Origin of the sequence: Salipiger marinus (assembly GCF_900100085.1) — a bacterium.
Taxonomy (GTDB): domain Bacteria; phylum Pseudomonadota; class Alphaproteobacteria; order Rhodobacterales; family Rhodobacteraceae; genus Salipiger; species Salipiger marinus.
In genome coordinates this window covers 206,089-223,925 of the sequence record NZ_FNEJ01000009.1, presented here as the reverse complement: position 1 = coordinate 223,925, position 17,837 = coordinate 206,089, and the positions used below count along the sequence as shown (strand labels likewise).

At 65.5% G+C, this 17,837-nt stretch carries 15 protein-coding genes and 1 tRNA gene; 9 read left to right on the top strand and 7 right to left on the bottom strand.

All coding sequences use genetic code 11. The features are described 5' to 3' along the window. The first annotated feature begins 111 nt into the window (after nucleotides 1–111). The 5 genes from BLR51_RS12500 to BLR51_RS12480 all read left to right on the top strand — a co-directional run bounded on the left by BLR51_RS12500 (nucleotide 112) and on the right by BLR51_RS12480 (nucleotide 5,390). Nucleotides 112–1,407, top strand: coding sequence for an extracellular solute-binding protein (locus BLR51_RS12500; protein WP_089847388.1), 1,296 nt, complete (start codon nucleotides 112–114; stop codon nucleotides 1,405–1,407). Nucleotides 1,408–1,521: 114 nt separating this feature from the next. Further along, on the top strand, nucleotides 1,522–2,493 hold the full coding sequence (locus BLR51_RS12495) for an ABC transporter permease subunit (protein WP_089847386.1): 972 nt from the start codon (nucleotides 1,522–1,524) through the stop codon (nucleotides 2,491–2,493). Nucleotides 2,494–2,497: 4 nt separating this feature from the next. Beyond that, nucleotides 2,498–3,340, top strand: a complete 843-nt coding sequence (gene ugpE / locus BLR51_RS12490; protein WP_089847449.1) for a sn-glycerol-3-phosphate ABC transporter permease UgpE — start codon at nucleotides 2,498–2,500, stop codon at nucleotides 3,338–3,340. Beyond that, nucleotides 3,340–4,413, top strand: coding sequence for a sn-glycerol-3-phosphate import ATP-binding protein UgpC (locus BLR51_RS12485; protein ID WP_089847384.1), 1,074 nt, complete (start codon nucleotides 3,340–3,342; stop codon nucleotides 4,411–4,413). The genes ugpE and BLR51_RS12485 overlap by 1 nt, the downstream gene beginning before the upstream one ends. Beyond that, on the top strand, nucleotides 4,413–5,390 hold the full coding sequence (locus tag BLR51_RS12480; RefSeq protein WP_089847382.1) for an endonuclease/exonuclease/phosphatase family protein: 978 nt from the start codon (nucleotides 4,413–4,415) through the stop codon (nucleotides 5,388–5,390). Before BLR51_RS12485 ends, BLR51_RS12480 begins: the two co-directional genes overlap by 1 nt. Before the next feature lie 35 nt (nucleotides 5,391–5,425). Here the strand turns inward: BLR51_RS12480 and BLR51_RS12475 are convergent, their stop codons facing one another. The 6 genes from BLR51_RS12475 to pdxH all read right to left on the bottom strand — a co-directional run bounded on the left by BLR51_RS12475 (nucleotide 5,426) and on the right by pdxH (nucleotide 13,733). Continuing rightward, nucleotides 5,426–9,067, bottom strand: a complete 3,642-nt coding sequence (locus tag BLR51_RS12475) for a vitamin B12-dependent ribonucleotide reductase (RefSeq protein WP_089847380.1) — start codon at nucleotides 9,065–9,067, stop codon at nucleotides 5,426–5,428. 503 nt (nucleotides 9,068–9,570) lie between these two features. Continuing rightward, nucleotides 9,571–11,697: a calcium-binding protein gene (locus BLR51_RS12470; RefSeq protein WP_089847378.1), complete on the bottom strand. Its 2,127-nt coding sequence runs from the start codon at nucleotides 11,695–11,697 to the stop codon at nucleotides 9,571–9,573. Between the two features lie 213 nt (nucleotides 11,698–11,910). After that, nucleotides 11,911–11,987 (bottom strand) — tRNA-Pro (locus BLR51_RS12465). Nucleotides 11,988–12,034: 47 nt separating this feature from the next. Then, a complete protein-coding gene (locus BLR51_RS12460) occupies nucleotides 12,035–12,508 on the bottom strand; it encodes a DUF192 domain-containing protein (RefSeq protein ID WP_089847376.1) in 474 nt (157 codons plus the stop codon). Next, entirely contained in the window at nucleotides 12,478–13,011 is a 534-nt protein-coding gene (locus BLR51_RS12455) for a cold-shock protein (RefSeq protein ID WP_230794385.1), read from the bottom strand. The genes BLR51_RS12460 and BLR51_RS12455 overlap by 31 nt, the downstream gene beginning before the upstream one ends. A gap of 116 nt (nucleotides 13,012–13,127) precedes the next feature. Continuing rightward, nucleotides 13,128–13,733 (bottom strand): pyridoxamine 5'-phosphate oxidase, encoded by a 606-nt coding sequence (gene pdxH / locus BLR51_RS12450; RefSeq protein ID WP_089847373.1) that lies wholly within the window; start codon nucleotides 13,731–13,733, stop codon nucleotides 13,128–13,130. A gap of 99 nt (nucleotides 13,734–13,832) precedes the next feature. Between pdxH and fabI the strand changes: the two genes are divergently transcribed. Continuing rightward, nucleotides 13,833–14,639 carry an enoyl-ACP reductase FabI gene (fabI, locus tag BLR51_RS12445; RefSeq protein WP_089847371.1) on the top strand — a complete coding sequence of 269 codons (807 nt, stop codon included), beginning with the start codon at nucleotides 13,833–13,835 and terminating at the stop codon, nucleotides 14,637–14,639. Between the two features lie 15 nt (nucleotides 14,640–14,654). Next, nucleotides 14,655–15,140, top strand: a complete 486-nt coding sequence (gene gpt / locus BLR51_RS12440) for a xanthine phosphoribosyltransferase (protein ID WP_089847369.1) — start codon at nucleotides 14,655–14,657, stop codon at nucleotides 15,138–15,140. A 21-nt stretch (nucleotides 15,141–15,161) separates the two neighbouring features. Here gpt and BLR51_RS12435 read toward each other — a convergent pair whose 3' ends face one another. Beyond that, nucleotides 15,162–16,031 carry an SDR family oxidoreductase gene (locus BLR51_RS12435; protein ID WP_089847367.1) on the bottom strand — a complete coding sequence of 290 codons (870 nt, stop codon included), beginning with the start codon at nucleotides 16,029–16,031 and terminating at the stop codon, nucleotides 15,162–15,164. Nucleotides 16,032–16,124: 93 nt separating this feature from the next. Between BLR51_RS12435 and BLR51_RS12430 the strand changes: the two genes are divergently transcribed. Further along, nucleotides 16,125–16,550, top strand: a complete 426-nt coding sequence (locus BLR51_RS12430; protein WP_089847365.1) for a winged helix-turn-helix transcriptional regulator — start codon at nucleotides 16,125–16,127, stop codon at nucleotides 16,548–16,550. A gap of 63 nt (nucleotides 16,551–16,613) precedes the next feature. Continuing rightward, on the top strand, nucleotides 16,614–17,810 hold the full coding sequence (locus BLR51_RS12425) for an aminotransferase (RefSeq protein ID WP_089847363.1): 1,197 nt from the start codon (nucleotides 16,614–16,616) through the stop codon (nucleotides 17,808–17,810). Nucleotides 17,811–17,837: the final 27 nt, after the last annotated feature.

Sequence of the window (17,837 nt, the reverse complement as noted above, 5' to 3'; positions counted from 1 at the left end):
CGGGCCCGTCCCTGCCCGCGCGACATCATCGAACTGTCATCAAAGCAAAACGGAACCGTCAAGAAGCGGGTCTATGCGTCGCGCGAAACGCATCGCCAAGGGACAAGCGACATGATGAAGACCGCAACCACGACACTTGCCTTCGCCCTGATGGGCACCACGGTCATGGCGCAGACCGAGATCAGCTGGTGGCACGGCATGGGCGGCCGCAACGGCGAGGTCATCAACGAGATCTCGCAGATGTTCAACGACGCGCAGTCCGAATGCGTGCTGACCCCGGTGTCGCGCGGCACCTACGAAGAGGCGCTGTCCTCGGGCATCGCCGCCTTCCGGTCGGGCGAACAGCCGAACATCCTGCAGGTGTTTGACGCCGGCGCGGCCACCATCATCGCCGCCGAAGGCGCCACCGTCGCCGCCGAAGACCTCATCACCGCCGCAGGCGAAGAGTTCGACCGCGAAGCGTTCATCGCGGGCGTGCGCAACTTCTACGCCGACAGCGACGGCAAGTTCATCGGCATGCCGTTCAACTCCTCGGCGCCGATCATGTATTACAATGTCGAAGCCTTCGAGAAGGCCGGGGTCGAGCCGCCGAAGACCTGGGAAGAATTCGAAGCCGTGGCCCCCGCGCTGAAGGAAGCCGGGTATCTGCCGCTCACCGCGTCGCAGCTGACATGGATGATGGTGGAAAACTTCAAGTCGCGGAACAACCAGCAGTTCGCCACCAACAACAACGGCTATGACAGCGTCGAAGGCACGCAGATCCTCGTGACCGACGAAAATCAGGTCATGATGTTCGAGAAGCTGAAGGAATGGGCCGATGCCGGTCTGTTCGGCTTCTACGGCGCAGGCTGGGCCGACAACCAGAAGCCGTTCGAGCAGGGCGAATCCGCGCTGTGGATCGGCTCCTCGGGCTCGTTCGGCGGTCTGCAGCAGACGGCCAATTTCGAATTCTCGGCCGATTTCATGCCCTACTGGGACGCCATCGAAGGCGCTGGCACCCAGAGCTTCATCGGCGGCGCCGCGCTGTTCGCCATGTCCGGCAAGCCTGAGGCCGAAAACACCTGCACCGCGAAGTTCTTCTCCTTCCTGACCTCGCCGGAAACGCAGGTGTTCTACCACAAGGCCACCGGCTATGTGCCGATCACCGAAGCCGCCTATGAGCTGGCCAAGAGCGAAGGCTATTACGACGAGAAGCCCGTGGCCGAAGTCGGCATCCAGCAGCTGATGCTGGAAGGCGGCGAATGGTCCAAGGGCTATCGCATGGGCTTCTACCCGCAGATCCGCACTGTGATGGAGCGCGAGTTCAACCGCATCTTCTCGAACGAAGTCAGCGTGCCGGACGCCTTCCAGACCATCGAGGACGAAGGCAACCAGCTGCTGGAGCGTTTCTCCAAGACCGCTGGCTGACCGCTTCACCTGCCCTGATGGCGGGGGCCCGGGCATCTGTCCGGGCCCCCGTTTGCCATAGGCGCGGCAGGCCTGCCCTGCCCGCCCGCCCCTCCGGAAAGATCGGGTTGCCTCGTGACCGACACATCGCTTCGCACCGCCGCAAGCCACCGTTCCCTGCTGGACCGCCTGCGCGCCTGGCACAGCGCCGAAACCCCGAACCCCGCCAAGCGCGTGCAGTTCGACGCGCCGCTGACGCCGTGGCTGTTCCTGCTGCCGCAGTTGGCGGTGGTGGTGGTGTTCTTCTACTGGCCCTCGGTGCAGGCCGTCACCTCCTCGTTCTATCTGGAGGATCCGTTCGGCTTTGGCGCCACTTTCGTGGGCACCGACAATTACGCCGACGCGCTGCAGTCCAGCCAGTATGCCAGCACCGCGCTTTTCACCGCCTTTTTCTGCCTTGTGGTCACCGCGCTGTCGCTGGGGCTGGGGCTGCTGCTGGCGGTCAAGGCCGACAAGGTGATCCGGGGCGCGTCCAGCTACAAGACGCTGCTGATTTCGGTCTATGCCATCGCGCCGCCGGTGGCGGGGCTGATCGGCATGATGATCTTTGACCTGCATATCGGCCCGCTGACCGATCTGGCCGCCTTCTTCGGCTATGATTTGCAGGTGGGCATCAATTACTGGGATACGGCCATCGCGCTGATCACCATCTCTGTCTGGAAACAGATCCCCTATAACTTCATCTTCTTCCTGTCGGGGCTGCAATCCGTGCCGGTTTCGGTGCGCGAGGCGGCACTGATCGACGCGCGCTCCGGCTGGCGGCGGTTCCGCGACGTGACCCTGCCGCTTCTGGCGCCCACCGCGTTCTTCCTGCTGGTCATCAACATCACCTATGCGATGTTCGACACCTTCCCGATCATCGACGTGGTGGTGAAGGACAAGCCCGCCAACAACCCGATCACGCTCGTCTACAAGGTCTATCTGGACGGCTTCAAGGGCAACGACATCGGCGGGTCTTCCGCGCAGTCGGTGATCCTGATGGTGGTGGTGGCGGCGCTGACCGTGCTGCAGTTCCGCTTTCTCGAACGCCGCGTTCATTACGGGTGACATGATGCAACGCACAAAACCTCTGGATCACCTGATCCTGATCCTTGGCACGCTGTTCCTGATGGCGCCGGTGCTGATGGCGCTGATGTCGTCGACCCACAGCGCGGTCGAGATCCACAGCAACGGCGTCTATCTCACCCCCGGCAGCGACGCGCTGGCCACCTATACCAAGGTGCTGACCCATCGCGGCGGCTTTACCGGCGACGTGACCGGGCTGCGGATGCTGACCAACTCGCTGATCATGGGCATCGCCTTTGCCGTGGGCAAGATCGTGCTGTCGATGATGGCGGCCTATGCGCTGGTCTATTTCCGCTTCCGCTTTGCCACGCTGCTGTTCTGGATGATCTTCACCACGCTGCTGCTGCCGCTGGAGGTGCGCATCATGCCCTCCTATCAGGTGATGTCGACGCTGGGCCTGCTCAACAGCTATACCGGGCTGGTCGTGCCGCTGCTGGCCTCGGCCACGGGCACGTTCTTTTTCCGGCAGTTCTTCCGCTCTGTCCCGGACGAGCTGCTGGAGGCGGCGCGCATCGATGGCGCGGGGCCGCTGAAATTCTTCATCGACATCCTTGTGCCGCTGTCGCGCACGATGATGGCGGCCATCTTCATCATCATGTTCATCTATGGCTGGAACCAGTATCTGTGGCCGCTGTTGATGACCACCGATGAAAGTTTCTACACGCTGATGCGGGGCATCAAGTCGATCCTGCAGGTCTGGATCGGCAGCCAGATCCCCGATTACAACGAAGCCTTCGCCCTTGCCGTGCTGGCCATGCTCCCCCCCGTTGCGGTGGTGGTGATCTTCCAGCGCATGTTCATCAAGGGCCTGACGGAAAGCGACAAGTGATGGCGAACCTAACCCTCAAGAATGTCGGCAAGACCTATGCGGGCGGGGCGCAGGCCGCCGTCTCGGGCGTGAACATCGATATTGCCGATGGCGAATTCATCGTGCTGGTCGGGCCTTCGGGCTGTGGCAAATCCACGCTGCTGCGCATGGTGGCGGGGCTGGAAACCATCTCCGAAGGCGAGATCCACATCGGCGACCGGCTGGTGAACCAGCTTGACCCCGCCGAGCGCGACATCGCTATGGTGTTCCAGAATTACGCGCTTTATCCGCATATGACCGTGCGCGACAACATGGCCTACGGTCTGAAGAACCGTGGCGAATCCAAGGCGGTGATCGCGGAACGGGTGGCCGAAGCCGCGCGGATGCTGGAGCTTGGGCCCTATCTGGACCGCAAGCCGCGCGCCCTGTCGGGGGGCCAGCGCCAGCGCGTCGCCATGGGCCGGGCCATCGTGCGCCAGCCCGCCGCGTTCCTCTTCGACGAGCCGCTGTCCAATCTGGATGCCAAGCTGCGCGTGTCGATGCGGATGGAAATCCGCAAGCTGCAGAAACGGCTGGGCACCACCTCGCTTTACGTCACCCATGACCAGCTGGAGGCGATGACGCTGGCCGACCGGCTGGTGGTGCTGAACGGCGGGCGCATCGAACAGATCGGCGCCCCGCTGGACATCTACCGCCGCCCCGCCTCGACCTTTGTCGCCTCCTTCATCGGGGCGCCCGCCATGAGCCTGCTCGACGCGGTCGTGACCGACGGCGCGGTGATGCTGGACGGGCACCCGCTGGGCCCCGTGGGCCGGGCCGCGGGGCCGGTCACGCTGGGCCTGCGCGCCGAGGATCTGCGGCTGGCTCCTGCAGGCGTGCCCATGGTGGTGGAGCATGTCGAGGAACTGGGCGCGCAGCGCATCGTGCATGGCAGCATCGGCGGCCAGTCGCTGGCGGTGATCGACACCGGCGACCAGCGTGTGTCGGGCGCGGTACATGTGGCGATTGATCCCGCGCGGCTGCATCTGTTCGACACCGCCACCGGGCGGCGGCTGGAGAACGCCCACCAGCGGCAGCCGGAAGCCGTGCTCTGATGTTCCGCGCCACCACCCCCGAACTGCCCGTGCCCACAGCCGCCGATCTGGCGCTGCACGACCTGCCCCGCACCATCGCCGCGCATGATGCGCATATGGCGCAGGTGCCGGGGATGTCGCTGATCGAATCCGGCGGCACAGCGGGCGCTGGCGCGCTGGCGCTGCCGGTGCGGGTGGCGGCATGGAACCTTGAACGCTGCCTGTTCCCCGAACCTGCCGCCCGGCATGTCGCCGATTGCGACGTGGTGCTGGTGTCGGAGATGGATCACGGCATGGCCCGCAGCAGCCAGCGCAACACCAGTCGCGACATGGCCGCCTCGCTGGGCATGGGCTATGCCTATGCGGTGGAGTTTCTGGAACTGGGTCTTGGCTCTCCGGTGGAGCTGGAATTCTGCACCGACGACCACAACACTCGCGGCTATCACGGCAACGGGCTGATGGCGAAGACGGCGCTTGAGGCGCCGTTTGCGCTACGGCTCTGGGGGCGGCGGCAGTGGTTCGAAGATGCCGAACAGCCGCGCCTTGGCGAACGCATCGCCGTAGGCGCGCAGGTCCAGACCGAGGCCGGGCCGGTGCTGATGGTCTCCACCCATCTGGAAAGCGCCTGCGGCCCCGATCACCGCGCGACACAGGTCGCGGGGCTGCTGGCGCAGATCGAGGCGGAATTTCCCGGCCTGCCCTGCCTGATCGGCGGCGATCTGAACACCGGCAACCATAACAATGGCGACTGGCGCGCCGAGGGGCTGTTCGATCATGCCCGCCGCGCGGGCTTCACAGCCCATGGCGGACCGGAGGAACAGACCACCACCCGGCCCAGCCTGATCACCCGCTGGCCCGACCGCGCCATGAAGCTGGACTGGTTTCTGAGCCGGGGCCTGCGCATGGGCGAGACGGTGATCCGGCCCTCACTGGATGCAGACGGGCGCCCGCTGTCGGATCACGACGCGCTGGTGACGGAAATCCTCGGCCTCGAGTAACGCATGGGGGGGGCGGTGACGCCCCCCGCCATGGATCAGCTGCAGCCGGAGGTCGCGCCGCAGGTGTTGCATTTCAGGCAGGTGCCGTTGCGGACCAGCGTGTAATTGCCGCAATCGCCGCAGGCCTCGCCCTCATAGCCCTGCATCCGCGCCTTGGTCCGCGCATCCAGCGCCATGGCCGAGCTGCTGCCTGCCAGCGTGGTGACATTGCCCGCCGCCGCGCGGGTTTCCGGCACCAGCGTGCCGAGTGCTGCCATCGGATCGGCACCGCCGCGCAGCACCACCAGTTCCTGCGGCAGCCGCTTGCGCAGATAGCCGGTGGAGCTAATCTGCTTCAGCACCTGCAGCGACCGCGACGCCGCGCCTTCGGACAGTTCGCGCAGGTTCGACACGCCCTCTTCCTCGCCCCGGCCCAGATCGTCGAAGCTTGCCCCTTCGGGCTTCACATGCGCCAGATCGGTGCGGTCCAGATAGGACACGGCCAGTTCGCGGAAGATGTAGTCAAGGATCGAGGTGGCGTTCTTGATGCTGTCATTGCCCTGCACCACGCCCGCCGGTTCGAACTTGGTGAAGGTGAAGGCATCGACAAACTCTTCCAGCGGCACGCCATATTGCAGCCCCACCGACACCGCGATGGCGAAGTTGTTCATCATGGCGCGGAAGCCCGCGCCTTCCTTGTGCATGTCGATGAAGATCTCGCCAAGGCTGCCATCGGCATATTCGCCGGTGCGCAGATAGACCTTGTGCCCGCCGATGATCGCCTTCTGGGTATAGCCCTTGCGGCGGTCGGGCATCTTTTCGCGATGGGAGCGGATGACCTCGCGGATCACCACCTTTTCCACGATCTTCTCGGCCAGCACCTGCGCCTTCTGCGCGGGCGTGCCGGTCTCCATGACCTCGGCGGCCTCGTCATCCTCCTCCACCAGCACCGAGGCCAGCGGCTGCGACAGTTTCGATCCGTCACGATACAGCGCATTGGCCTTCAGCCCCAGCGACCAGCTCAGGTCATAGGCGCGCTGGCAGTCCGCGATGGTGGCGGTGCCGGGCATGTTGATGGTCTTGGAAATGGCGCCCGAGATGAAGCCCTGTGCGGCGGCCATCATCCGGATATGCGCCTCCATCGACAGGACGCGCCGCCCGTGCTTGCCGCAGGGATTGGCGCAGTCGAAAACCGGGTAATGCGCCGGATCCAGATGCGGCGCGCCTTCCAGCGTCATGGTCCCGCAGACATGGATGTTCGCGGCCTCGATGTCGGACTTGGAAAAGCCCAGATGGCGCAGCAGGTCGAAGGTGGGATCGGCCAGTTCCTCCGCCGGGATGCCCAGCACCTCGCGGCAGAACTCCGCCCCCAGCGTCCACTGGTTGAAGACGAAGCGGATGTCGAAGGCGCCGCGCAGGGCGGTTTCGATCCGGTCGATCTGCGCCGCGCCAAAGCCATGGCCGATCAGCGCGGTGTGGTTGACGCCCGGGGCGGTGGCCAGCGTGCCATAACCCACGGCATAGCCCGCGATGTCTTCGATCTGCGCGGGCGTATAGCCCAGCCGGTCCAGTGCAGCGGGCACCGCGCGGTTGATGATCTTGAAATAGCCGCCGCCCGCCAGCTTCTTGAACTTCACCAGCGCAAAATCCGGCTCGATCCCGGTGGTGTCGCAGTCCATCACCAGCCCGATGGTGCCGGTGGGGGCGATGACCGACACCTGCGCGTTGCGGAAGCCATGGCGCTGCCCCAGCCGCAGCGCCTCGTCCCAGCTGCTGCGCGCCAGCGCCACCAGCCGCGCATCGGGGCAATTGGCGTGATCCAGCGGCACCGGCGGCACGGCCAGCCCCTCGTAACCCTCAGCCTGCCCCTCTGCCGCGCGGGCGTGGTTGCGGATCACCCGCAGCATGGCGTCGGCATTGCGGGCATGACCCGGGAAGGCGCCCAGCTCCGCCGCCATCTCTGCCGAGGTGGCATAGGTCACGCCGCTCAGGATCGCGGTCAGCGCGCCGCAAAGCGCGCGGCCTTCGGCGCTGTCATAGCCATGGCCCAGCGTCATCAAGAGACCGCCAAGGTTGGCATAGCCCAGCCCCAGCGTGCGGAAGTCATGCGACCGCTGCGCGATCTCGCGCGACGGGAACTGCGCCATCAGCACCGAGATTTCCAGCGTCAGCGTCCAGAGCCGGGTGGCATGCACGAAGCTGTCGGCATCGAACCGGCCCTCGGTCAGGAAGGCCAGCAGGTTCATCGAGGCAAGGTTGCAGGCGGTGTCGTCCAGAAACATGTATTCCGAACAGGGGTTCGATCCCCGGATCTCGCCATCCGCCGGGCAGGTGTGCCATGCGTTCACCGTGTCGTGGAACTGGATCCCCGGATCGGCGCAGGCCCAGGCCGCATGGCCGATCTGGTCCCAGAGATCGCGCGCCTTGACGGTCTTGGCCACGCCGCCATCGGTGCGGCGGATCAGCGCCCAGTCGGCATCCTCGCGCACCGCGCGCAGGAAGGCATCGGTCACGCGGATGGAATTGTTGGAATTCTGCCCCGACACGCTGGCATAAGCCTCTGAATCCCAGTCGGTGTCATAGACGGGGAATTCGATGCTGTCATACCCCTGCCGCGCGTAATCCAGCACGCGCTTCACGTAGGTTTCGGGGATCGCCAGCTTCTTCGCCTCGCGCATGGCCTGTTTCAGCGCGGGATTGGCGGCGGGATCATGGGCGCCCTCGGCGCTGCCGTCAAAGCTCCGGATCGCCGCAAAAAGACCGTTGAGCATCTTTTCATGCATCTTGGACCCGGCGACCAGCGCCGCGACCTTCTGCTCCTCGGTCACCTTCCAGTTGATGAAGGCTTCGATATCCGGGTGGTCGGCATCGACGATGACCATCTTGGCCGCGCGCCGCGTCGTGCCGCCCGACCGGATCGCCCCCGCCGCGCGGTCGCCGATCTTGAGAAAGCCCATCAGGCCGGAGGACTGCCCGCCGCCCGACAGCCGCTCGCCCTCGGCGCGCAGGCCCGAGAAATTGGTGCCGGTGCCGGATCCGTATTTGAAGAGCCGCGCCTCGCGCACCCACAGATCCATGATGCCGCCGTCATTCACCAGATCGTCGGAGACGCCCTGAATGAAGCAGGCATGCGGCTGCGGACGTTCATAGGCGGAGCGGGATTTGACCAGATCGCCGGTGACGTGATCGACGTAATAATGGCCCTGCCCCGGACCGTCGATGCCATAGGCCCAGTGCAGCCCGGTGTTGAACCATTGCGGCGAATTGGGCGCGGCCATCTGCCGGGCCAGCATCACGCGCATTTCGTCATAATAGGCCTGCGCATCGGCTTCGGTGCTGAAATAGCCGCCCTTCCAGCCCCAGTAGGTCCATGCCCCCGCCAGCCGGTCAAAGACCTGCCGGGCAGAGCTTTCGCCGCCCGTGGGCGTGTCGGCCTGCGCAGGTTCGGACCGCCACAGGAAGTCGGGCACACCCGCTTCGGGCACCGGGCGCAGCGCCTGCGGCACCCCGGTGCGGCGCAGGTATTTCTGCGCCAGCACGTCAGAGGCGACCTGACTCCAGCCAGCGGGCACCTCCAGCGCGTCGAGCCGGAACACGGTGCTGCCGTCGGGGTTGCGGATTTCCGAACTCGTGGTGACAAATTCGATCCCGGCATAGGCATCCTTGCCCGCCGTGGTGAATTTCCTCTCGATCTTCATCGCTGCCTCGCCTCAGAAATCGCACTACACCCGGACCTGCCAGCCATCCCGCAGGGCGCGGCGCGCGCCCCGGGTCATCGGATGATCTGCTGGTCCGTCCTGTCCCCGCCGAGCCCCGCCAGACAAGGCGGGCGCTGATCCGGCAGGGTCAAACTGACGCAGATCGGCAGAGAGGGTCAACGGGATTTTGAACCGCGCCTGCGATATATTTGGTAGGTCATAACCCCCTCGACCACTAGGGATATGGGTTATCCGGCGGCTATCCCCGGTTAGTCCCGGTTTCATCCACATCCCCTGCACACCCCAAGCAGGCGGCAAATCCTCACAATTCCGCCCCCGGTGCCCGGCTTATCCACAAGCCCCCCGGCCCGCGCGCGACCCGCGCCAAGGGTGCTGATCCGCGCTGCAGCAATGCCACAGCGGGTTTGCGCATTCCGACGCAAAAAAGGGGCAGCGGTCGCCCGCTGCCCCCCGGTCCCGCGCGACGTGAGTCGCGATCAGGATCAGACGATCATGAAATCGTCGGCTTCCAGCATCGCCCCGTTGGAGATGCGGGCGAACAGCATCTGGTCCATGCCACCCGCGCCATCGGCGTCGTAATAGACATTGCCCAGCTCGGCGTCGTAGATGATGCGGTCATCTGCATCCATGGCCATGCTGCCCATGGCGAACTGGTCCGCCATCAGCGTGCCGTCCATTTCGGCATCAAGGCCCGAGAAGACCTTGCTGCGCAGCACGATCATGTCGTCGCCCACACCGAAGTCGGCGATGATGTCGACGTTGGACTCGGCATTCGGGGTCATGTCGAACACGAAGCTGTCGGCACCGGCGCCACCGCGCAGCCAGTCATTGCCGCCCCGGCCCGCCAGAACGTTGTCGCCGGAATTGCCGGTGATCATGTTGTCCATGGCGTTGCCGATACCGTTGAGATCCGCTGTGGTCTGCAGCGCAAGGTTCTCGACATTGTCGGCCAGCAGGTAGTTGTTGAAGGCAAAGACGCTGTCGGTGCCCTGGCCGTCCATCTCGACGATGGTTTCGGCACCGTTGCGCACACGGTAGATGTCATCGCCCATGCCACCCACGAGGGTGTCAAGGTTGCCCATGCCGTCCAGCGTGTTGCTGCCCGCATTGCCGGTGATGACATTCGCAAGGCCGTTGCCCACACCGGTCAGATCCGCCGTACCCGACAGGGTCAGGTTTTCGATGTGCTGACGGCCCATCGCAAAGTCCACGGTGGAGATGACGGTATCGGTGCCTTCCCACTTGCGGCTTTCCATGACCATCGCCGCCGCGTCATCCACCAGATAGGTGTCCGACCCTTCGCCGCCGATCAGCGTGTCAGCGCCAAGACCACCGCCGATATTGTCATTGCCGGTGCCGCCATGCAGGTAGTCATCGCCATTGGCGCCGCGCAGGATGTCATTGCCCGCTTCGCCATAGGCCACGTCGCCCATCATGCCGGTAGAGACATTGGCCAGACCCTGATCGCCATCGGCCCAGCTGCCGGTGTGGATCTCGTCATTGCCCGCACCACCAAAGATGGTGTCGGCGCCATCAGCCATGGCATCAAAGGCGCGGCCAGTCACGGCCTGCACGCGGCTGTCATCGTCGCCGGTGATGATGTCATCGCCGTCGCGCCCGCGGATCAGGTCATTGCCCGCCCCGCCGGTCAGGCCGTTGTCATATTCCGACAGCGGCAGGTTGCCAGCAGCGGCGCCGCTTGCGGCATCCATCTGGTTGTCATCGGCGACGCTGGCATCGATGGTGTCATTGCCCAGCCCGCCATCAACGGCATCGCGGCCCGACCCGGCGATGAGCCGGTCATTCCCGGCACCGCCGGAGATCACGTCATCATCGGCGCCGCCATTCAGGAAGTCGTCGCCGCCATTGCCGAAGACCGTGTCATCACCCGGCCCGGCACCAAAGGTGTCGTTGCCGTTGCCAAGGTTGAACATATCGCTGGCGATGTCGCGCTGCACGCCCAGAAGGCGCATGGCTTCGGCCATGTCGATGGCCTCGATCTCGCCCGCAGCGGCGGGAAGGATCGGGATGAAGCCGTTTTCACCGCCATTCACCTCGCCCATCGTGCCCTCGCCGATGCCATCCGGCACGGTGACGCCGTGCAGAACGATCTCGCGCAGGGCCAGCGGCATGATGTCGGACGCTTCATACTGCGTGCCGGTCACCGGGCTCATGAACTGGCTGTCATCACCCAGATCGTAGGACTGGAAGAAGCTCAGCTGCCCCATGGCATCGCTGGGGGTGAATTCGCCGTCAGCGTCCTGCAGCGTCAGCAGCACGTCGCCATACTGCCCCACGCCTTCCAGAACCTCGACCATGCCGTCGCGGTCGGTGTCATTGGCCAGCGTCGGCGAGACCGAATTGATCGGATTGCCCGCCTCGTCGAACCGGCCATGAATGTGCTGGATATGGCCGATGCCGGGCGTCAGCCCCTCGGCGGTGATCGCGACGTTCAGATATTGGGTGCCATCCTCCTCGGTGGCCGTGGCCAGGATTGCGGTTCCGGAGACGCCGGAACTGTTGAGCGCATCGAAGTCGACTTTCCAGAACGCATCCGCCCCTTCAAGGAAGGCCGCGTAAGACGTGTAGCTGTTCGCAAGATGTGCCATGAGTCCTCCTGTAGCAACGTGGCCCCGTAGGCACGGATGGCACGCGACAGGAGTTTCAGAAGCTTTTTCAGCGCCCATGCGAAATTAGCCCAAGCCCCTGACGGGCCACGGCTTTTTCTGATACACGAAGCTGTGAACTGGCAATCCGCCTGCCGTGTCGCCCGCATGACCCCCTCTGTCCGGAGGACCGCAGGCTGCGGCAGGGAAGAAAACTGGTCGGGGCGATAGGATTCGAACCTACGACCTACGGTACCCAAAACCGTCGCGCTACCAGGCTGCGCTACGCCCCGACGCGGACCCGCTTACAACCGGGAACGCGGATTGGAAAGACACGAAATCACTCGCAGGGCCAAACAGGCTCGGCAATCGCCGGATGGCGCATCTCGCTGCCCGGCACGATGCCCAGCTGGTCCGCGAGCCCGCCGTTGATTTCCAGCACGAACTGCGACGGCGCCCCGCTGGGGATGGGGGTCAGATCGCCCGGCACCGCACGGTCATGCACGGACACCACGCGGCCCTGCGCGTCGGCAAACACCATATCCAGCGGGATCAGCGTGTTCTTCATCCAGAACGACACCGGCGCCTCGCGCTCATAGACAAACAGCATCCCCGCGCTGGCGGGCATCTCTTCGACATGCATCAGCCCCTGCGCGCGGGAGGCGGCATCATCGGCGATCTCCACGCGGAAGCTGGCAGAGCCCCAGTCGCCGCGCAGCCAGACGGTATCGTCCCGGCACGCGGCCTGCGCCCCCTGCCCGATCAGTGCCAGCGCAAGCGCGCTCAGACAGAGACGGAAAGTGCCGTTTCCCATGCCGAAACCTCCGTTGCCATCTGGCCGCGGCGCCCGTCGATCACGCGGATCGCCAGCGCTTCGCCGGGCTGCAGATCCGCCAGACCCGAGCGGCGCAACACTTCAATGTGAATGAACACGTCCTCGGATTTGCCGAAGATATTGGCAAATCCAAAGCCCTTGGCCTTGTCGAACCACTTCACCCGCGCCGGTTGCAGCGGTGCGGCGCGCATCACTTCGGGGTCGATCCCTTCGAAATCGGCCAGAGGCGCCCCCGGGGGCGCTTCGGGCGGCTCGATCTTCAGAACCTCGGTGGCCTGAATCCCGCGTTCGGTCTTTTGCACGCCAATTTCGATCCGCGCCCCGTCGGCCACCGAGCTTTGGCCGAAATTGCGCAGCACATTCGCATGCAGCAGGATGTCCGGACCACCCTCGTCCGCGATGACGAAGCCGAAACCCTTGACGGGATCGAACCACTTCACGCGGCCAAGTACGCGGCGCGTCTCGCTCTCGTTCTGTGTCAAATGCGTTTCCACTGGTAGTCTGCGTATCCCCGTCCCTCTTTCGCCAAGCGGATGCGGGAATGCAAGTCATTGCAACCTGTATTTTCTGCCTGCCAGCCGTTCACGCGACGTGAAATTCATGGATTTAACCTGTGGATAGCCCACGGATCGGCCTCGGAATTCCTACGCCAGACAAAGCGATCGTGCAACCTGAAGGCGCCGTCCGCCCAAAATTCAATCTCCGTCGGCGTCACGCGAAATCCGCCCCAGAATGGCGGCCTCGGCGGGTTCGGACCTTTGGTCGCGGTGACCTTCGCCACCTCCGCCATCAGCGCCGCGCGGGAGGACAGGGGCTGCGACTGCGCCGAGGCCCACGCCCCCAGCCGCGACTTCATCGACCGCGACGCGTAATAGGCATCCGCCTGCGGCCCCTCTTCGCGCACAACCGTGCCGCGAACACGGATCTGGCGGCGCAGCGACTTCCAGTGCATCACGAAGGCGGCCTTGCCCGCCTGCTCGATCTCCCGCGCCTTGGTGCTGGTGTAATTTGTGTAAAAGACGAAAGCTGCGGCCTCGATCTCTTTCAGCAGCACCATGCGCGCATTGGGCATGCCATCGGCATCCACGGTGGACAGCGCGATGGCATTGGGGTCGTTGGGCTCTGTCGCCTCCGCCTCGGCCAGCCAGCGGCGCGCGATGGCAAAGGGGTCGTCCCCGGCAAAAATCCCGTCCCGGTCGGTCATGATCCTGCTCCTTCTGCCTCTGGGAAGAGGCTGCTCTTGATGCCCCCCCGGCAATCGCCTAAAGGGTTCGAGAATTTCAATGCCGGGTGGAGATGCGGGATGTCAAACACTCTGATGGCGGGCAAACGTGGCCTGATCATGGGACTTGCCAATGACAAGTCCATTGCCTGGGGCATCGCCAAGGCGCTGCGCGGGGCCGGGGCCGAGCTTGCGTTCTCCTATCAGGGCGAGGCGCTGAAAAAGCGGGTCGGTCCGCTGGCGGCGGAAATGGGCTCTGACATCGTGCTGCCCTGCGACGTGGGCGACGAGGCCTCCATCGACGGGCTGTTCGACGGCCTGCGCGACCGCTGGGACAGTCTCGATTTCATCGTGCATGCCATCGGCTTTTCCGACAAGAACGAGCTGCGCGGGCGCTATGTCGACACCAGCCGCGGCAACTTCACCATGACCATGGACATCTCGGTCTACAGCTTCACCGCCGTGATGCAGCGCGCCGAAAAGATGATGACGCGGGGCGGCTCCGCCCTGACGCTGACCTATTACGGCGCCGAACGCATCATGCCGCATTACAACGTGATGGGCGTGGCCAAGGCGGCCCTGGAAGCCAGCGTGCGCTATCTGGCCGAGGATCTGGGCAAGGACGGCATCCGCGTCAACGCCATCTCGGCGGGTCCGATCAAGACGCTGGCCGCCTCCGGCATCGGCGATTTCCGCTACATCATGAAGTGGAACGAATACAATTCGCCGCTGCGCCGCAACGTGACCATCGAGGATGTCGGAGGCTCCGCGCTTTATCTGCTGTCCGATCTGGGGTCGGGCGTCACCGGCGAGACGCATCACGTCGACGCTGGCTACCACGTTGTCGGCATGAAGGCCGTCGACGCCCCCGACATCACCAAAACCTGAGCCGGAGACACGCGCATGGACCGTCTGCCCCACGAAAAAGGTTTCCACGTCAGCTGGGACCAGCTGCACCGCGACAGCCGCGCGCTGGCGTGGCGGCTGCAGGGGCAAGGCGACTGGCGCGCCGTGATCGCGATCACCCGGGGCGGCATGGCCCCGGCGATGATCGTTGCGCGCGAGCTGGACATCCGCATGGTCGATACGATCTCGGTCAAGAGCTATGACCACCAGACCCAGTCCGAACCGCGCGTCATCAAGTTTCCCGACATGGAGGTGATGGGCGATGGCGAGGGTGTGCTGATCGTCGACGATCTGGTGGATACCGGGCGCACGCTGGAAGTGGTGCGCGCCCATCTGCCCAAGGCGCATGTCGCCACCGTCTATGCCAAGCCCAAGGGGCGGCCCATGGTCGACACCTATGTGACCGAGGTCAGCCAGGACACGTGGATTTTCTTCCCGTGGGACATGGCCCTGCAATATGTGGAACCCTACCGGGGCGCCTGAGCGCCCCGGCCTTGCCCGCGCCTACAGCGCCGCGCTCAGCGTGTCGCGCCACGGTGTGGTGGGGCGCCCGATCAGCCGCGACAGCGTGTGGTCGTCGCTGTAAAGCCCGCCCTGCGCCGCGCCCGCATCGCTGTCCGCAAGCATCTCGGCCAGCGGCGCGGGCAGCCCCGCCCCGGTCAGCGCCGCCGCATAGGCCGCTTCGGTCATGTTGACGTAAGGCACGGGCTTTCCCGCCAGATCGGACAGCGCTGCGGCAAAGTCGGACAGGGTGTAGCTGTCATCCCCCGCCAGTTCATAGACCGTGCCGGACGCGGGCTGCGGCCCGGTCAGCACCGCCACGGCGGCGGCGGCGTAATCCGCCCGCGCGGCAGAGGAGATCCGCCCCTCGCCCGCCGCGCCGATCAGCGCGTCATGGGCCAGCGCGGGGGCGGCGCTCATCACGTAGTTCTCGGTATACCAGCCATTGCGCAGCACGGCATGGTCAAGCCCCGAGGCGGCAAGCGCGCGCTCCGTTTCCAGATGTTCCGGCGGCAGCACGGTCAGCGGCGAGCTGTCGGCGCGCAGGATCGAGGTATAGGCGACAAAGCCCACGCCTGCGGCCATGGCGGCCTCGATCACGCGGCCATGCTGTGCCGCGCGTTTGCCCACCTCGCTGGAGGAGACCAGCAGCAGCTTGCCCACGCCCTGCAGCGCCGCCTGCAACGCCGCGCTGTCGTCATAAGAGGCAAGCCGCACCTCAAAGCCCTGCGCCTCCAGCGCCTCGGCGGTCTCGGGGCGGCGCACCAGCGCGCCGATCCGCGCGCCGGGCTCTGCGGCGCGAAGCCCGGCCAGCACCAGCGCGCCCAGCTGTCCGCTGGCGCCGGTGACGAGATAGTCAAGCGAAGAGGTCATGGCAGCATCCTTGCATATGGTCTGCGGTTCACAGACGGTCTATGGTCTCTGATCTAGACCACCCCCGGCGATCCGTGAAGGAGGCACCTTTTGATGACCAAGGCACAGCAAGGGAACCTTGTGGCGGTGCGCGGGATGCTGGACAGCGTCGCGCAATGGACGGGGGCGCCCGCCGATGCCGGGCAATGCCCGGTGCGCGACGTGCTGGACCGGGTCGGCCAGAAATGGACGCTGCTGATCCTTGTGGCGCTGGAACCCGGTCCGCGCCGGTTTTCGCAGCTGCACCGGCAGGTCGGCGACATCTCCAAGCGGATGCTGACCCAGACGCTGCGGCAGCTGGAACGCGACGGGATGGTGGCGCGGCAGGTGTTTCCGACCAAGCCTCCTGCGGTGGAATACAGCCTGACCGATCTGGGCCGGTCGGCGCTGGATCCGATCGGTCTGCTGCTGGTCTGGGCCGACCGGCATCATGGCGCGATCCGCGCCGCCCGCGCCCGCTTTGACGCCGCCGAAGGGTGACCCCCCTTTTCCCCGCCCCCTCCCGCTGCTAGCGTCCGCCGGCATCGACAGGGAGACCACCACATGAGCCGCATGAGCCGCACCCAGACCACCTTTGCCCCCCCGGTGATGGAGGCGCGGCGCTGGCTGGCCGGGGTGGAGTTTCCCGCCGACCGTCCGCTTATCAACGTAAGCCAAGCCGCCCCGGTGGAGCCGCCGCCCGCGCCGCTTGTCGCCGCGATGGCGGAGGCACTGGCCGACCCCGCCACCCATCTTTACGGCCCGGTGCTGGGCCTGCCCGAGCTGCGCGCGGAGCTTGCCGCTCATTGGTCGGCCCATTACGGCGCGCCGGTCGCCGCCGAACAGGTGGCCATCACCGCAGGCTGCAATCAGGCCTTTGCCGCGACCATTTCGGCGATCTGCGGCGAAGACGACGAGGTGCTGCTGCCGACGCCGTGGTATTTCAACCACAAGATGTGGCTCGACATGGACGGCGTGCGCGCCGTGCCGCTGCCCGCCGATGACCACCTGATCCCGCAGCCCGAGACCGCCCGCGCCCTGTTGACCCCGCGCACCCGCGCCATCGTGCTGGTCTCGCCCAACAATCCCGGCGGCGCGGAATATCCCGCCGAGGTGCTGCGCGGCTTTCTGGATCTGGCGCGCGAGGCGGGGCTTCACCTGATCGTTGACGAAACCTACAAGGATTTCGACAGCCGCAGCGGCGCGCCGCATGACCTGCTCGCCGATGCGGGCGACACGCTGGTGCAGCTTTACAGCTTTTCCAAGGCCTACCGGCTGACCGGGCATCGGGTGGGCGCGGTGATCGGCCCCGTCTCGCTGCTGCCCGAAATCGAGAAATTCCTTGATACCGTGACCATCTGCGCGCCGCAGCTGGGCCAGCGCGCAGCCCTCTGGGGCCTGCGCAACCTTGGCGACTGGGTGGCGGGCGAACGGGCCGAAATCCTTGACCGCCGCGCCGCCATCGCCGAACACATGCCGCAGCTGGAGGCGCAGGGCTGGCGCCTGCTGGGCCTTGGCGCCTATTTCGCCTATCTGGAACATCCCTTCGCGGAAAGCTCGGCGCAGCTTGCCCCCCGGCTGGTGGCAGAGGCGTCGGTGCTGGCCCTGCCCGGCACCATGTTCATGCCCGTGGACGACCCGCGCGGCGCCCGGCAGTTCCGGCTGGCCTTCGCAAATGTGGACCGCGCGCAGATCGCCACGCTCTTCGACCGGCTCGCAGCGCTTGACTGGGCTCTTGCGACCCCGGGTCCGGCCAAGTAGACCACGCCAGAACCAAGACAACACGAG

Excerpts from the sequence above, each read along its gene's own strand:
- BLR51_RS12500 (WP_089847388.1), top strand. The coding sequence starts at position 112 with ATGATGAAGACCGCAACCACGACACTTGCCTTCGCCCTGATGGGCACC.
- ugpE (WP_089847449.1), top strand. The coding sequence starts at position 2,498 with ATGCAACGCACAAAACCTCTGGATCACCTGATCCTGATCCTTGGCACG.
- BLR51_RS12485 (WP_089847384.1), top strand. The coding sequence starts at position 3,340 with ATGGCGAACCTAACCCTCAAGAATGTCGGCAAGACCTATGCGGGCGGG.
- BLR51_RS12480 (WP_089847382.1), top strand. The coding sequence starts at position 4,413 with ATGTTCCGCGCCACCACCCCCGAACTGCCCGTGCCCACAGCCGCCGAT.
- BLR51_RS12475 (WP_089847380.1), bottom strand. The coding sequence starts at position 9,067 with ATGAAGATCGAGAGGAAATTCACCACGGCGGGCAAGGATGCCTATGCC.
- BLR51_RS12470 (WP_089847378.1), bottom strand. The coding sequence starts at position 11,697 with ATGGCACATCTTGCGAACAGCTACACGTCTTACGCGGCCTTCCTTGAA.
- BLR51_RS12460 (WP_089847376.1), bottom strand. The coding sequence starts at position 12,508 with ATGGGAAACGGCACTTTCCGTCTCTGTCTGAGCGCGCTTGCGCTGGCA.
- pdxH (WP_089847373.1), bottom strand. The coding sequence starts at position 13,733 with ATGACCGACCGGGACGGGATTTTTGCCGGGGACGACCCCTTTGCCATC.
- fabI (WP_089847371.1), top strand. The coding sequence starts at position 13,833 with ATGTCAAACACTCTGATGGCGGGCAAACGTGGCCTGATCATGGGACTT.
- gpt (WP_089847369.1), top strand. The coding sequence starts at position 14,655 with ATGGACCGTCTGCCCCACGAAAAAGGTTTCCACGTCAGCTGGGACCAG.
- BLR51_RS12435 (WP_089847367.1), bottom strand. The coding sequence starts at position 16,031 with ATGACCTCTTCGCTTGACTATCTCGTCACCGGCGCCAGCGGACAGCTG.
- BLR51_RS12430 (WP_089847365.1), top strand. The coding sequence starts at position 16,125 with ATGACCAAGGCACAGCAAGGGAACCTTGTGGCGGTGCGCGGGATGCTG.
- BLR51_RS12425 (WP_089847363.1), top strand. The coding sequence starts at position 16,614 with ATGAGCCGCATGAGCCGCACCCAGACCACCTTTGCCCCCCCGGTGATG.